Source organism: Moraxella atlantae NBRC 14588 (assembly GCF_001591265.1).
Classification (GTDB): domain Bacteria; phylum Pseudomonadota; class Gammaproteobacteria; order Pseudomonadales; family Moraxellaceae; genus Faucicola; species Faucicola atlantae.
Genome location: NZ_BCUL01000010.1, coordinates 1 through 14,930 on the forward strand (window position 1 = coordinate 1; position 14,930 = coordinate 14,930).

Below are 14,930 nucleotides of genomic sequence, written 5' to 3' on the forward strand. Positions count from 1 at the left end.
CAGCGTATTTCGCAAACTCCATTGAGTAAGTGGCACGACCCTGAGACATTGAGCGCAACTGAGTGGCATAACCGAACATCTCTGCTAGCGGTACTTCAGCGCGGATTTGTTTGACACCGCCAAACAAGTCATCCATACCTTGTACCATACCACGGCGACGGTTTAGGTCACCCATGATGTCACCCATGTAGTCTTCTGGTGTTTCCACCTCAACTTTCATAACTGGCTCAAGCAGTACAGGGTTGGCATTCATAAAGCCTTTACGGAACGCAATCGAACCTGCCATCTTAAATGACAATTCGTCCGAGTCCACGTCGTGGTATGAGCCATCATACAACGTCGCCTTAACGCCAACAACAGGGTAGCCTGCCAAAACGCCGCTCTTCATACGGTCTTGGATACCTTTATCAACCGCACCGAAGAACTCTTTTGGTACCACACCACCGACAACTTCTTCGGCAAATTCGTACTCTTTGCCTTCTGCTGGGTCAAGCGGTTCTAAACGTAGCCAAACGTGACCGAATTTACCGCGACCACCTGTTTGACGTACGAATTTACCTTCTTGCTCAACAGTGTTGCGGATAGTTTCACGGTAAGCCACTTGAGGCGCGCCCACATTGGCTTCAACGTTGAATTCACGCTTCATACGATCTACCAAGATCTCAAGGTGCAATTCACCCATACCGCTGATGATGGTTTGACCTGATTCTTCATCCGTATGAACGCGGAATGATGGGTCTTCTTTTGCCAATCGGTTCAAGGCAATTGACATTTTTTCTTGGTCATTTTTGGTTTTTGGTTCAACCGCCAATGAAATCACAGGATCTGGGAATTCCATACGCTCTAGCGTGATGACATTCTCTTCATCACATAAGGTATCACCTGTGGTCACATCTTTCATACCAACCAAAGCTGCGATATCACCTGCACGCAATTCACCGATTTCTTTTTGCTCATTGGCATGCATCTCAACGATACGACCAATACGCTCACGTTTCATCTTAACGGGGTTGTAAACCGAGTCACCTTGTTTGACCACACCTGAGTACACACGTACAAACGTCAAGTTACCCACGTACTTATCGTTCATGATTTTGAACGCTAGGGCAGCAAATGGCGCATCGTCTGATGACTCACGGCTCGTTTCGGTCTCGTCTTTGTCATCTAACACACCGCGGATCGCTTCAACGTCGTCAGGTGCTGGCAAGTATTCAATTACTGCATCCAACATTTTTTGCACGCCTTTGTTTTTAAAGGCAGTACCACAAAGCATTGGAATAATTTCGTTAGCGATAGTACGCTGACGGATTGCGGTTTTGATTTTTTCGATAGGCAAGTCACCGTTTTCTAGGTACTCATCCATCAGTTCTTCTGACGCTTCGGCAGCCGTTTCAACCAACTGTGCGCGGTACTCTTCTGCCAAATCTTGTAGATCAGCAGGGATGTCACGTTCTTCAAATTTCATACCTTGTGACGCAGTATCCCAGAAGATCGCTTTCATAGTGATCAAATCCACCACACCTTCAAAGCTATCTTCTTTACCAATCGGCAATACCACAGGCACAGGGTTACCACCTAGACGGTTTTTGATTTGGTCTTTAACGCGGTAGAAGTCTGCACCAATACGGTCCATTTTATTGACAAACGCCAAACGTGGCACGCGGTATTTGTTTGCTTGACGCCATACGGTTTCAGACTGTGGCTGCACACCACCTACTGCACAATATACCATACACGCACCGTCTAGCACACGCATTGAGCGCTCTACCTCAATGGTAAAGTCCACGTGACCGGGGGTGTCAATAAGGTTGATACGGTGCTCTGGAAATTGCTTTGCCATACCTGACCAAAAGCAAGTGGTTGCCGCTGAGGTAATGGTAATACCGCGCTCTTGCTCTTGTTCCATCCAGTCCATGGTTGCCGCGCCCTCATGGACTTCGCCCAATTTATGGCTACGACCTGTATAAAACAAAATACGTTCTGAAGTGGTGGTTTTACCCGCGTCAATATGGGCTGAAATCCCGATATTGCGGTAACGGCTAAGGGGTGTTGTACGAGCCATAATTTTTCCTAAATATTCTAGGTGCTAATTGTTAATTGCTAAGCATTAACCCAACATGAATCATCATTATCATTATTCGGATATGTCATTGTGGTAGGTCAAACACGCGCATCGGCTAAAATTTAGACAGTTGTTAAAGTTTTTAATCACTTGCCTAAATTATGTCAATTCACATCTTCGACAGACGATAGACATAGGCGTATTATGATAGGGGCAAGTCATGACAGATCAATGACAAAATCATCTGACCAGACAGCTTGCCTTATGATTGCGAACACTAGATGGGGCTTGCGATCAATTTTACAAGCCCCGTCATTGACAACAAAATAATAATCAAACGCTAAACATTAGAAGCGGTAGTGCGAGAACGCTTTGTTAGCGTCTGCCATGCGGTGAACCTCGTCACGGCGTTTCATCGCATTACCTTTGCCTTCAGACGCGTCCATCAATTCGCCCGCTAGGCGCAATGCCATGGATTTTTCTGAACGGCGAGCAGCAGCATCTACCAACCAACGCATTGCCAAGGCAGTACGACGGGAGGGACGTACTTCCATAGGCACTTGATAGGTAGCACCACCCACACGGCGAGCCTTGACCTCAACCATTGGGCGAACTTTTTCTAGGGTATCTTCAAAAAACGCCACTGGGTCAGTGATGTTATTTTTTTCAACCACACGGTCTAGCGCGCCGTAAACGATTTTTTCGGCGATTGATTTTTTACCATCCACCATCACATGGTTGATGAATTTGGCGATAGTCTGGCTACCAAATTTTGGATCTGGTAGAATTTCACGGGCGGCAATGACGCGACGTCTTGGCATGATAAATTCCTTGTGTATTCAGGGGGATCTGGTCGGGGCAATTTGGGTTTTTTTGACAATAAATTACCACACCAGCCTTACTGCTCATGGCGGTATCGATTCAAATTTAGTGAATCGACCTATCCATCAGCAAACAATTATAAAATAACTTAGATCAAATGACCTAAATTACGCTTTTGGACGCTTCGCGCCGTATTTAGAACGACCTTGTTTACGGTCTTTTACGCCTGCACAGTCTAGCGCGCCGCGTACGGTGTGGTAACGCACACCTGGCAAGTCTTTTACACGACCACCGCGAATCAATACAACGCTGTGTTCTTGTAGGTTGTGACCTTCACCACCGATATAGCTTGATACTTCATAGCCGGAAGTCAAACGCACACGGCAAACTTTGCGCATCGCAGAGTTTGGTTTTTTAGGGGTGGTGGTGTAAACGCGGGTACATACGCCGCGACGTTGTGGGCATGCTTGCAACGCAGGAACTTTTGATTTTTCCTTGATGGTTGTGCGCCCTTTACGGATTAATTGGTTTGTGGTTGCCATATGGCACTCTTCTCCCGTTACAGTCAATGCAATAGACATGACACGGCAAAACCGAGCCAGTCATTTTTTGGACAGCGTATTATAGAGAAACTGTCAAGTTTTTTCAAGTGTTTATTGTGAAAAATGCCTAAAGCTGAGCAAATTGGCAAAATAAGGCAAAAAAACACGGTCGTATAAGACAACCGTGTTTTGTATTTACTCGTTAAACAAAACGTGTCAAGCAAATTAAGCAGATGGATGGGCTGGCTGCTTGTGAGTAAGCTGATCGGGCTGGTCTTGCTTAGCCGAGTGATCGGCAAAAATCGCTTGGGTCACGGCGATGACTTCATGAATGATTTGGTTGTTGTAAGCGGTACCAATTCCGACCGCGGTGATGGGCAAAACTTTGTGCAAAATACCAACGTTAAACCGCTCAAGGTTGAGATTGATATTTTCAGCAATTTCATCAAATGCCGAAAATAACTGCGCAATGGTTGAATTGTCCAACAAATCTTGGTTTTCTGCTAGTGTATCATCGGTCATGGCTTCAAATAAGCCTAAGCCTGCCAATAACGTTTGTTTTTCTTGTAATTTTTTTAAATTAACTTTGCTCAAAATTTCATACGCTAAGATCACGCCCGTACTGCCCGTCAATGGGCGATCATACACATAGCTGATTTGGAAAATATGGCGTAAACACACCGCCAACAGCCAAAATGTATCGCCCAAAATGCCCAATAGACCTGCAAAGTTGCTCACACTACCTAAGGTTGCCAAGGCACGGTTTTGGTTGGCGATTTCCTCGGCAAGTGCGTCGCGTTCGGCAGTAGATAGCTGCTTGCCAAATTGCGGATTGTTGTGTAAATCGGTATCTGCCCAGCTTTGCGCCAATTTGCCGACGCGCATAAACACGCTGTCACTGGCTTTGTCAAACAGTGATTGCGGTACAAAGCGATCAGCGTATTTTTGGTAACGGCTTAACGGGGTTTTACCCATCAGCTTGGCAGATAGAGCAGGGATTTGGTCATGAAAGGCGTTTTTGTGTGCGCGAATATCGTCGCGTAAGGTAGTTAAGTCCAAATCTTGCAACATATCTTTGGGCAAGTCGCTGCTATCTGTGAATGTTGCTAAACGTCCACCCAACGCGTTTAAGCCGTCACGGGTTTTGCCAAAAATTGTATGGGTTAGATTTGCCATGGGTATTCCTTATTGTGGATATATTTTGGGTATCAACTGGTTAAGTAAATGCAAACGCACATTAGGGTAAATAAAACCTTGCGCTATTACAAGGTGTGAACGTTATGCAAACGTATGGGCTTGGTTAAAGCTGCGTGTATACTGGGCAAATGTTGGTTTTTTTAAAAAGCTCTATTAAGGCTCAGTTTATAGAAATATTTTGTAACAAAATCGGACTGCTACTAGCGTTTATAGGCTGAATTCACTACAATTTTGCCTTTGTGGACTTAAAAATTTTTGACAGATAAAGGCAAAGCTATGCGGCGGGTGGTCATCACAGGGGCAGGTTTGGTATCGTGCATTGGCAACGATTGGGCAAGTGTGGTACAGGCACTGCGTACAGGGCAATCGGGCATTGCGTTTAATCCGATGTACGCCGAACAGGGTTTTAAATCCTGCGTGTCGGGCTCAGTGGATGATGCCGCACTGGATACGTCGATGATTGACCGTAAGCTCAAGCGATTTTTGTCAAAACCTGGGTTGTATGCCTATGTCAGCGCGTGGCAAGCATTGGCGCAAGCAGGCTTGAGTATGGATGCGGTGGCGCACAATCCACGGATTGGGGTAGTCGCAGGCTCGGCAGCGTCTTCAACACATGATGTGATGGTGGCGTTGGATGGCATGCGTGACAAGGGCTTACGCGGTGTTGGTGCGATGACGGTGCCAAAAACCATGTCTAGCACGGTATCGGCAGCACTGGCGACGGGATTTAAGCTTGCAGGTGTGAACTATTCGATCGCTTCAGCGTGCGCCACCTCAGCGCATTGCGTGGGGCACGCCATGGAGCTGATACAGCTTGGTAAGCAAGATATCGTACTGGCAGGCGGTGGTGAGTTGGAGGATTGGACGCAATCATGCATGTTTGATGCTATGGGTGCGCTTAGCACGCGCTACAATGACACGCCCACCCAAGCCAGCCGCCCGTACGACGCTGCGCGTGATGGGTTTGTCATCGCAGGCGGTGGCGGTATGGTGGTGGTCGAAAGCCTAGAGCACGCGATAGCGCGCGGTGCGCCGATTTTGGCAGAAATCGTTGGCTATGGTGCGACATCCGACGGTGCGGATATGGTCGCACCCAGCGGTGAGGGCGCGGTGCGTTGTATGCAGCAGGCGCTGGCACAAGCAAGCATGACGACGGTGGATTATCTCAACACGCATGGCACCAGCACGCCGATAGGCGATATGGCAGAATTAAATGCCGTCAAAGCGGCGTTTGGTGCACACACGCCGGCGATTAGCTCAACCAAATCCATGACAGGGCATAGCCTTGGTGCGGCAGGCGTGCACGAGCTGATTTATTGCTTGATGATGCTGCAAGAGGGTTTTATCGCGCCAAACATCAATATCAATCACCTTGATGATGCAGCCCAAGGCTTTGATATTGTCCGTCAGACGCGTAAGACACAGCTTGACAGCGTGATGACCAACAGCTTTGGCTTTGGGGGTACCAATGCCAGTTTGATTATTCGTCGTTTTGTTTAAATATATTTAAAAATAGCCTTAAAATTTAAACTTGGCAAGCGGTTAATCATTCTGCCAACGCCGCCAACGCATCAAGCAAACGCTGATTTTGCTCAGCCGTGCCAATCGTGATACGCAAATAATCACGGATTTTGGGCTGGTTAAAATAACGCACAACGATGCCCTGCTCACGCAACGCGGCAAAAATTTGCGCAGCATTGCCATTCATCAAACCAACAGGCGGCTTGGCAAACACAAAATTGGCTTGTGACGGCAATACATCAAAACCTTGGGCGGTCAAACGCGCACTTAAATCTTGACGTAGAGCGATGATCTCATGGCAGCGCGTGGTAAAATATGCGACATCTTGCAAACTTGCCAACGCGCCTGCTTGTGCCAAGGTATCTATTGGATAGCTATTAAAGCTGTTTTTATAACGAGTCAAAGCTTCAATCAACGATGGATTAGCAAACGCCATACCAACGCGCAGCCCCGCCAGCGCGCGTGACTTTGAAAACGTCTGCACCACCACTAAGTTGTCGTATTGCTTAACCAATTCAACAGCAGAGGCATGTGCCACATCAGCAAAATCAATATACGCCTCATCAATCACTACCACGGCATTGGTGTGTTCTTTGAGCAATTTTTCGATATCGCCACGCGCAAGTAAAATCCCTGTCGGCGCGTTGGGATTGGCAAGGATAATCCCACCACACGGGCGACGGTAGTCATCGACATCAATGCTAAAATCGGCTTTGAGCGCAATTTTTGCCAACTCAATGTGAAATGTGTCAGCGTACACGGGGTAAAAACTGTAGCCAATCTCAGGCGTAAGTACGGGGCGATCTTTGACAAAAAAACAAGTAAAAATATGCGCCAGTACCTCATCTGAGCCATTACCAACAAATACCTGATTGAGATCTAACCCATGCAAATCCGCCAATGCTTGGCGCAGCTCATCGGATTCAAAACTTGGATAACGCCTGAGCGTATCGGCTTGATTGGCAAGCGCGGCAACAATCGCTTCGGCAACACGCGGTGAAGGCGCAAACGGATTTTCGTTGGTATTGAGCTTGCACAAATTGGCAAGTTTGGGCTGCTCACCGGGTACATACGGGGTGAGGTTTTTGATATGCTGACTCCACAGTCGGTTGTTGATGACCGTGGGGGTGGTGGAAGTCAGGTGAGAGGTTGCAGACGTATCTGTCGATGCCACAGTGTCACTCCGTTGATAATGATAAGCGCAGGCAAACGGCGAGGTATAAAAAAATTTGTCAAATACCACAAGCAATAGCTAGCAATATCGGCTAATATGCTACACCGCATGGGCGATTATCTTAGCATAAAACCGCGTGCCGCCCTAGCGTGTGCCGTCATAAAAAAATGCGATACGGGAGCAAAAAATTGGTTAAGCCTGTTATGTCGTCATCCACACTGTCCTCACCCAAGCCCTCTGATCATCCCCCCCAATCTAATCCGTCAAATCCATCACTGCCGCCATACTATCGGCGTGGTTTGTTGTGGGCAGTGGGGCTTGGTTTGGTGCTACTTGCCGTCAATATGCGCGCACCGCTGATTGGTTTTGGCACGGTTGCGCCGCAAGTGCAGCAGGACTTGGGCGTATCCACCAAGTTAATCGGCGTGATTGGCACAATTCCCATGCTGGTGTTTGCCATGATCTCGCCACTTGCGCCGCGTTTGGCACAGCGGATTGGGTTACTTGGCAGTATGCTGCTAGCCAGCGTGGCACTGGCAGGCGGCATATTGCTGCGGATTGTTCAACCAGCATTTGGTTGGTTGGCTGCAGGCACGCTGCTATTGTCGGTGGCGATTGCGCTGGGCAACGTGCTGATCCCTGCCGTGGTCAAACAGTATTTTGCCGACCGCATCAATACCTTGATGAGCGGCTATTCACTGTGGCTGGCAATACTGGCAGGATTGGCGGCTTGGCTGACGCCACATTTGGCACAGCAGCACGATTGGCGGTTCGCGCTTGGGGTGTGGGTGGTGCCAACGTTGATTGCATGTGTGGTTTGGGCATGGGCGTGTCAGCTTGGACGTGCGCAAGCCGATCCATCGATCGACGCGGCTACCGATACTCACAGCATGTCAGCACAGGCACCGCGCTCGGTGTGGCGTATCCCCATGGCATGGTATATTAGTTTGTTTATGGGCTTACAATCGCTGTTGTATTTTACCTTGGTCAATTTTTTGCCCAGCTTATTGGTTGATAAAGGCATGGACGCGGCGCAAGTTAGTAACATTGGTATGGTTTTTCAAATTATTGCCTTGCCATCGGTGCTATTTTTGTCGGTGGTGGTCAAAAAAGGCGGCAGTCTGCGCGCGCTGATGATGTCAGGGGCAATTAGCAACCTGTTGGGTGTGATTAGCTTTGGTTTTATGCCAAATGCGTGGTCATACGCCGCGGCGGTTGCGGCAGGTTATGGCTGCGGCATCACGTACACCTTGTGCTTGATTATTTTAACCTTGCGTAGCAAAGACAGCGCGCAAGCTGCAGAACTATCAGGCATGGCGCAAACCATTGGCTACAGTATCGCGTTGATCGGCCCCTTGGCGACAGGCTGGCTCAAAGATTTATCGGGCGGGTGGCTGCTACCGATGGCGGTTTTGACGGTATTGATGGTGATTAAATGCGTGTTTGCATGGCTAGCGACCCAAGAACGCCCCATCGAATAAGTCGATAATTTCCAAAAAACTGTTGATTAAGCGTATCTATGTGTTAGCACCGTGTAGGCTTTCAGCGGTTTTGCGTAAGGATTTGGCGCAAAGTCGTGTTTAGTCGCTATAATACGCACAAAGCCCAATACTACCCAGCGTTATTCGACTATACTACTTAGTTAGTACAACAATGCTAGGCAATTTGGGTTAAATCACAAGCAATAATTTGGAGAAAATCATGAGTAAGAGTGACCTACCATTCCACTATTCTGACAAACGCATTTCTGACAAAATGGAAGCTGCGCTAAATGAACAAATGATGACTGAAGCTGCGCAAGCGCAAGCGTATTTGGCGTTAGGTAGCTGGGCGGAAGTCAATAACTACGACGGGGTGGCTGATTTCTTCTACAAGCATTCTGCTGAAGAGCGCAACCACATGTTTAAGTTCTTAGAATATATCAATGAACGCGGTGGTGAAGCCAAAATTGGTGCAATTCCTGCACCACGCGATAATCCAAGCGATCTTGAAAGCTGCATTGAAGATATTTGGCAGCATGAGCTAGATAACTCACGCAAAATCTATGCATTGGTTGATTTGGCGTTAGAAGAACGTGACTGGGCAACATTCAATTTTCTACAATGGTTCGTTAAAGAGCAAATCGAAGAAGAAGCCCTAATTGGTGATCTACGCGATAAATTCTCATTGGCATCAAGAGAAAAACAAGACAATCAAAACTTCTACTCATTCGACCGTGACATGTCAAACGCTTCACAATCGGGTGAAATTCCACGTGAAAAAAGCCTAGATGAATAATATAGGGTGAATAACTCAGACGAATAATTCGCTTAATCGCTGAACTGGCAGTCAATCAACTGCCAGTTTTTTTATGGGTTTTAAAAGGTATAAAAAAAGCTGGCATCACGTGCCAGCTTTTTGGTTAAATTTGAGTAGCGATTACATGCAAGGTTAGCTTTTTAGCGTGATGCTATCATTGCCATCAAGCTTGTCTAGTGCCACCGCATTGGGTTTTAGCGGGATAGGTTGGCTGACCAATGCCGCTTTAAATACCTCATCCACGGTTTCAACGGGCTGAATATACAAGCCTTCTTTGACGTTGTCAGGAATATCTTGCAAATCGCGCTCGTTGGATTTTGGTATCAACACGTGCTTGATACCGCCGCGGTGCGCCGCCAGTAGCTTCTCTTTTAAACCCCCGATCCGTAGCACCTTACCGCGCAAGGTCACCTCACCAGTCATCGCGATGTCAGGACGGATAGCAATGCCTGTCATTGCCGATGCCAGTGCCAACGTCAGGGCAATACCTGCCGAAGGGCCATCTTTTGGCGTTGCACCCTCGGGCATATGCACGTGAATGTCGGTGTTTTTAAACGTGTCATAGCTGATGCCAAGTTTGGCACCGCGCGCACGTACCACGCTCATGGCAGCACGAATCGATTCTTTCATGACATCGCCGAGTGAGCCTGTAAAGCTTAATTCACCTTTGCCTTGTAGCGCGACCGCCTCAATGGTCAGAAGCTCGCCGCCAACCTGTGTCCATGCCAAGCCTGTCACGCGTCCCACTTCTGGGTCTTGCTCGGCTAAGCCAAAGTCAAACTGGTGTACGCCCAAGTAATCACCGATGTTATCGGCATCGACCACGACGTGTTCGGCAGTATCGGCGTTGTTTTTGGCATTGTCTTCAGCTTGTTGGACGTGGTTTTTGACCACTTTACGCGCGATTTTGTTAATCTCACGCTCAAGGTTACGCACGCCTGCTTCGCGAGTATAACGCTGCACAATCGTTTGCACCGCGTCGGTGGTGATTTCCACCTCACCCTCGGCAAGACCGTTTTGCTCCAAGGCTTTGGGTAGCAAATATTTTTCGGCGATGTTGATTTTTTCGTCTTCGGTGTAGCCTGGTAGGCGGATGACTTCCATACGGTCAAGCAGGGCAGGCGGAATGTCCATGCTGTTTGCCGTACAGATGAACATCACCTGCGACAAGTCCAAATCCATGTCCAAATAATGATCATTAAAGGCATGGTTTTGCGATGGGTCTAGCACTTCAAGCAGGGCTGAAGCAGGATCACCGCGAAAATCTTGCGCCATTTTGTCGATTTCATCTAACAAAAACAGCGGATTTTTTACGCCAACTTTTGCCAATGATTGCACGATTTTACCAGGCATTGCACCGATATAGGTGCGTCGATGTCCGCGGATTTCGGCTTCATCACGCACACCGCCTAATGCCATGCGAACAAATTCACGCCCTGTTGCGCGCGCAATCGATTCACCCAATGAGGTTTTACCTACGCCAGGTGGGCCGACCAAACACAAAATAGGGCCTTTCAACGCTTTGACGCGTGACTGCACTGCCAAAAACTCTAAGATACGGTCTTTGACATCGTTTAGCCCGTAATGCTCGGCCTCAAGCACGTCTTGCGCGTGGTTGATGTCAATGTGCACATCGCTGGTCTTGTGCCAAGGCGTGTCCAAAATCCACTCAAGGTAGTTACGCACCACCGATGATTCTGACGATGCAGGCGGCATCATTTTGAGTTTACGAAACTCGCTTTCGGCTTTTTTGCGCACGTCATCAGGCAAGTCGGCTTGCTCAAGACGGTTGGCAAGCTCGTCAAGGTCATCATCGTCTGATGGCTCGCCGCGTTCTTCGTGCAGATCCGACAGCTCGTTTTTGATCGCCTTCATTTTTTCATTGAGGAAGTATTCACGCTGGTTGTTTTCCATTTGGCGGCGAACTTGCTCTTGCAATTCTTGCTCAATGTTTTGCTCGGCACTTTGCTGTACCAAGTAATCAGTTAGCGTTTTGATATGCGCGGCTAGGTCGTCTTGTTCCAAAAACGCTTGTTTGTCGGCAAGGTTTAACGACACGCGTGTGGCAATAAAATACAACAGCTCTTCGATGTTGCTGATGCGCTCGGCAACACGAATCAATTCACGCGCATTGCGTAAGCGGCTTTCGGCGTATTGGCTAAACAATGCCAACAAGGCAGCTTTATGGTCTTGCTGCTCATTGGCAGGCAAATCCACTGTCATTGGACTGGCAGCAAATTGCGCGACCAAGGCACGGCCTTCATCGTTGTTAAACTGCGCGTGTAGCGTGTCAGTTTGGAGCAATTCGGCGCGGTACAGACCTTCAATCAATACCTTGACGCACGTGTCGTCGTTTTCATGCGGCATGGTATTGACGATGCGGCACACGGTACCGTATTGATACAGGTTGGACTCGTCGATGTCTTCGGTCAAAGAATCTTGCTGCGCGACAACCAAAATACGGTTGTCATACTCGCGCTGCGCCAATTCAACAGCATTCACCGACAGCGCGCGTCCAACAAATAGCGCGATTTGCATGTGCGGATATACCACCACATCACGCAATGCCAACAATGGCAAGGTATTAACCGTATCGTCGGCATGTTCAGAAGTCACATCATAGACTTCATTGTTCATATCTTGCAGATTATCTTGCATAGTATCCCCTTCAAACTCAGCCGCTCATGCGTCGGCTGGTGACATACGCTAGATATGGTGTTTGACAAATAAATTGCAAGCGTTTGGCTAAGCGATTGTTTAAACGATCATTTACCTGCCAATCTGGGCAAAAAACGCGCTAAAAATCGCTGTCCGTGTCACGATTGACCGCCAAGAATGCGTCGGCTTGCGCCAATAGCTGCGCTAAGTGGTTGGGGTTCATCACGGTGACGATCTGCGCGGATGACAGCGTGTCATCCACGGGTGCAATATCATCATCAAAAACCGCCACGTCATTGGCAACCGTGGGCGTGGAACAAGTGGGCAATTTCAACAAAAAATCGTTGGGTGCTGCGGTAACTGGTTTGGGTGACCTAACCGCAAAATGCTGGCGAAAATCCATTATGCCGCTAGGCTGCACAGCCAAATCTAGCCGCGCATCCCACGGCTGATGCGGCAAATGCGCCACGCGTTGCCAATCATACGCCCAACCAATCACCAAGGGCTTATTGCGACGATGCGCCAAGGTGCGGTCATAAAATCCGCCGCCCATGCCAAGCCGATAGCCGTCATCATCAAACGCGACCAATGGCACAAACAACACATCCAAGTCACGCGCCGTCACCAATGCGCCATAGGCAGGCTGACGCATAGCAAGCGGATGGCGAGCAAGCCGCGCGTTTTTGAGTGTGGTAGCGTGCAACTGCCGAAAACGTAACGCGCTGTGCGCATGGATGACGACAGGCAAAAACACGCGCCAACCACGCCGCCGCGCCCAATCAATCAGCCCCTGTGTCGGCAATTCGCCAAATGCGTCAGCATACACACCAATATTGAGCGGACGGTTTGGCTGACGGGGCAGGGGAAGACGGCTGAGCCTACGCAGGGCTTGTCCTGCCGCATGGCGACGCTCAGCAGATGACAGCATACGGCGTTCGCGTCGCAGACGGCGGCGAATGACTTGTGGGGTATCGCTTGCGGTGATACGGTCAGTTTGGGTGGCTTGGTGCTTGGGCATGATAAACATTTTATGTTGCGCTGGATTTTTTACAGTAAACCATTTGCCCCGACAAAACAAGCCCAACAAAACAGATGAAACACGCGCCAAAAAAGCGTATAGTAAGCGTATTTGTGTTTGCCAAATCAAGCAAACTGATTAAGCACACCGATTTTTGACGTCGTACAAATTTTTATAGTGAGCAAAAGGAAAACCACATGAGCGAACAAACCAACAACCAAACAGGCGATTTTCGACAAGAAAAAGACACCATGGGCGCGGTGCAAGTGCCTAGCCAAGCCTATTGGGGCGCGCAAACCGAGCGCAGCCGCAACAACTTTAAAATCGGTGGCGAAACCCTGCCACAACCCTTGATTGAAGCAATGGCATTGGTCAAAAAAGCCGCTGCGCTAACCAACGCCGACTTAGGACGCATCAGCAATGACAAGCGTGATTTGATCGTGCAAGCGGCAGATGAAGTCATCGGCGGTAAGTTACGCGACCAATTCCCGTTGGTGGTGTGGCAAACAGGTTCGGGCACGCAATCAAACATGAACATGAATGAAGTGCTTGCCAACCGCGCCAACGAAATCGCAGGACACGACAAAGGCAGCTACCAAACTATCCACCCCAATGATGATGTCAATCACGCGCAATCTACCAATGATAGCTTCCCAACCGCGATCCGTGTGGCAGCCGCGCGCCAAATTAATAGCTTGCTCATTCCAGCGGTGAAGGCACTGCGCGACACCTTGGCAAAAAAAGCCAATGACTTTGACGATATCGTCAAAATCGGGCGCACACACTTGCAAGATGCCACACCTTTGACCTTGGGGCAAGAGTTTAGTGGCTATGCCAGTCAGCTTGACCATGCTTTGACTCGCTTAGACGCAGCACTACAGGGCTTGTATGAACTGCCTTTGGGTGGTACGGCGGTTGGTACGGGGCTAAACGCGCACCCAGATTACGCCGTCAAAGCGGCGCAAACTTTGTCAGATTTGACAGGCTTGCCGTTTGTCACCGCGCCCAACAAATTTGAAGCTTTGGGCGCGCGCGATGCTGAAGTGTTTGCCTCGGGTGCACTCAAAACCTTGGCAGCCAGCCTCAACAAAATTGCCAATGACGTGCGTTGGTTGGCATCAGGCCCACGCTGTGGCATCGGTGAGATTCGTATTCCTGAAAACGAACCTGGTTCATCCATCATGCCAGGTAAGGTCAACCCAACTCAGTCAGAAGCCATGACCATGGTCGTCGCGCAAGTCATGGGTAATGATGTAACCATCAACCTAGCAGGTGCGTCAGGCAACTTTGAGCTAAACGTATTCATGCCTGTGATTGGCTACAACTTGCTGCAATCCATCCGTCTATTGGGCGATACTTGCAACAGCTTTAATGAGCATTGCGCGGTGGGTATCGAGCCTGTCAAAGAAAAAATCGACGAGTATTTGCACAATTCATTGATGCTAGTAACCGCGCTAAACCGTCACGTCGGCTATGAAAATGCCGCTAAAATCGCCAAAACCGCCTACAAGGACAACAAAACCTTGAAGCAAGTTGCGGTTGAATTGGGCTTGATGACAGCAGAACAGTTTGATGAGTGGGTCAAGCCTGAAGCAATGGTCAAATCATCATAAGCCAACGCATAGCTTTGATGACTTA

Annotated in this window: 11 protein-coding genes; 4 read left to right on the top strand and 7 right to left on the bottom strand. The window is 48.7% G+C overall.

Going from position 1 to position 14,930, the window contains the following annotated elements; genetic code table 11:
* The 4 genes from fusA to MA2_RS07030 form a co-directional block, all read right to left on the bottom strand.
* On the bottom strand, positions 1–2,062 hold a 2,062-nt coding region (gene fusA / locus MA2_RS07015; protein WP_067058318.1), incomplete at its 3' end, for an elongation factor G.
* Between the two features lie 347 nt (positions 2,063–2,409).
* Positions 2,410–2,883, bottom strand: a complete 474-nt coding sequence (gene rpsG, locus MA2_RS07020; protein WP_067058320.1) for a 30S ribosomal protein S7 — start codon at positions 2,881–2,883, stop codon at positions 2,410–2,412.
* A 168-nt stretch (positions 2,884–3,051) separates the two neighbouring features.
* On the bottom strand, positions 3,052–3,426 hold the full coding sequence (gene rpsL / locus MA2_RS07025; RefSeq protein WP_003656377.1) for a 30S ribosomal protein S12: 375 nt from the start codon (positions 3,424–3,426) through the stop codon (positions 3,052–3,054).
* 225 nt (positions 3,427–3,651) lie between these two features.
* Positions 3,652–4,602 (bottom strand): hypothetical protein, encoded by a 951-nt coding sequence (locus tag MA2_RS07030; RefSeq protein ID WP_067058322.1) that lies wholly within the window; start codon positions 4,600–4,602, stop codon positions 3,652–3,654.
* A 297-nt stretch (positions 4,603–4,899) separates the two neighbouring features.
* On the opposite strand from MA2_RS07030, the gene MA2_RS07035 reads away from it, so the two are divergent.
* The gene (locus MA2_RS07035) at positions 4,900–6,123 is read left to right on the top strand and encodes a beta-ketoacyl synthase N-terminal-like domain-containing protein (protein WP_067058408.1); all 1,224 of its coding nucleotides are present in this window, start codon (positions 4,900–4,902) and stop codon (positions 6,121–6,123) included.
* A 46-nt stretch (positions 6,124–6,169) separates the two neighbouring features.
* Here MA2_RS07035 and hisC read toward each other — a convergent pair whose 3' ends face one another.
* Positions 6,170–7,285 carry a histidinol-phosphate transaminase gene (gene hisC / locus MA2_RS07040; RefSeq protein ID WP_067058410.1) on the bottom strand — a complete coding sequence of 372 codons (1,116 nt, stop codon included), beginning with the start codon at positions 7,283–7,285 and terminating at the stop codon, positions 6,170–6,172.
* Positions 7,286–7,521: 236 nt separating this feature from the next.
* On the opposite strand from hisC, the gene MA2_RS07045 reads away from it, so the two are divergent.
* Positions 7,522–8,799, top strand: a complete 1,278-nt coding sequence (locus MA2_RS07045) for an MFS transporter (protein ID WP_158080607.1) — start codon at positions 7,522–7,524, stop codon at positions 8,797–8,799.
* Between the two features lie 220 nt (positions 8,800–9,019).
* The gene (locus MA2_RS07050; protein WP_067058326.1) at positions 9,020–9,595 is read left to right on the top strand and encodes a ferritin; all 576 of its coding nucleotides are present in this window, start codon (positions 9,020–9,022) and stop codon (positions 9,593–9,595) included.
* 153 nt (positions 9,596–9,748) lie between these two features.
* Here the strand turns inward: MA2_RS07050 and lon are convergent, their stop codons facing one another.
* Together lon and MA2_RS07060 are read right to left on the bottom strand one after the other, a co-directional pair.
* Positions 9,749–12,253, bottom strand: coding sequence for an endopeptidase La (lon, locus tag MA2_RS07055; RefSeq protein WP_067058412.1), 2,505 nt, complete (start codon positions 12,251–12,253; stop codon positions 9,749–9,751).
* 160 nt (positions 12,254–12,413) lie between these two features.
* Entirely contained in the window at positions 12,414–13,292 is an 879-nt protein-coding gene (locus MA2_RS07060) for a 5-formyltetrahydrofolate cyclo-ligase (protein WP_079352190.1), read from the bottom strand.
* A 197-nt stretch (positions 13,293–13,489) separates the two neighbouring features.
* Between MA2_RS07060 and fumC the strand changes: the two genes are divergently transcribed.
* Positions 13,490–14,905 carry a class II fumarate hydratase gene (gene fumC / locus MA2_RS07065; RefSeq protein ID WP_067058328.1) on the top strand — a complete coding sequence of 472 codons (1,416 nt, stop codon included), beginning with the start codon at positions 13,490–13,492 and terminating at the stop codon, positions 14,903–14,905.
* The last annotated feature ends 25 nt before the right edge of the window (positions 14,906–14,930 follow it).

Coding starts and splice junctions, on each gene's coding strand:
- rpsG (WP_067058320.1), bottom strand. CDS start 2,883: ATGCCAAGACGTCGCGTCATTGCCGCCCGTGAAATTCTACCAGATCCA.
- rpsL (WP_003656377.1), bottom strand. CDS start 3,426: ATGGCAACCACAAACCAATTAATCCGTAAAGGGCGCACAACCATCAAG.
- MA2_RS07030 (WP_067058322.1), bottom strand. CDS start 4,602: ATGGCAAATCTAACCCATACAATTTTTGGCAAAACCCGTGACGGCTTA.
- MA2_RS07035 (WP_067058408.1), top strand. CDS start 4,900: ATGCGGCGGGTGGTCATCACAGGGGCAGGTTTGGTATCGTGCATTGGC.
- MA2_RS07045 (WP_158080607.1), top strand. CDS start 7,522: ATGTCGTCATCCACACTGTCCTCACCCAAGCCCTCTGATCATCCCCCC.
- MA2_RS07050 (WP_067058326.1), top strand. CDS start 9,020: ATGAGTAAGAGTGACCTACCATTCCACTATTCTGACAAACGCATTTCT.
- lon (WP_067058412.1), bottom strand. CDS start 12,253: ATGAACAATGAAGTCTATGATGTGACTTCTGAACATGCCGACGATACG.
- MA2_RS07060 (WP_079352190.1), bottom strand. CDS start 13,292: ATGCCCAAGCACCAAGCCACCCAAACTGACCGTATCACCGCAAGCGAT.
- fumC (WP_067058328.1), top strand. CDS start 13,490: ATGAGCGAACAAACCAACAACCAAACAGGCGATTTTCGACAAGAAAAA.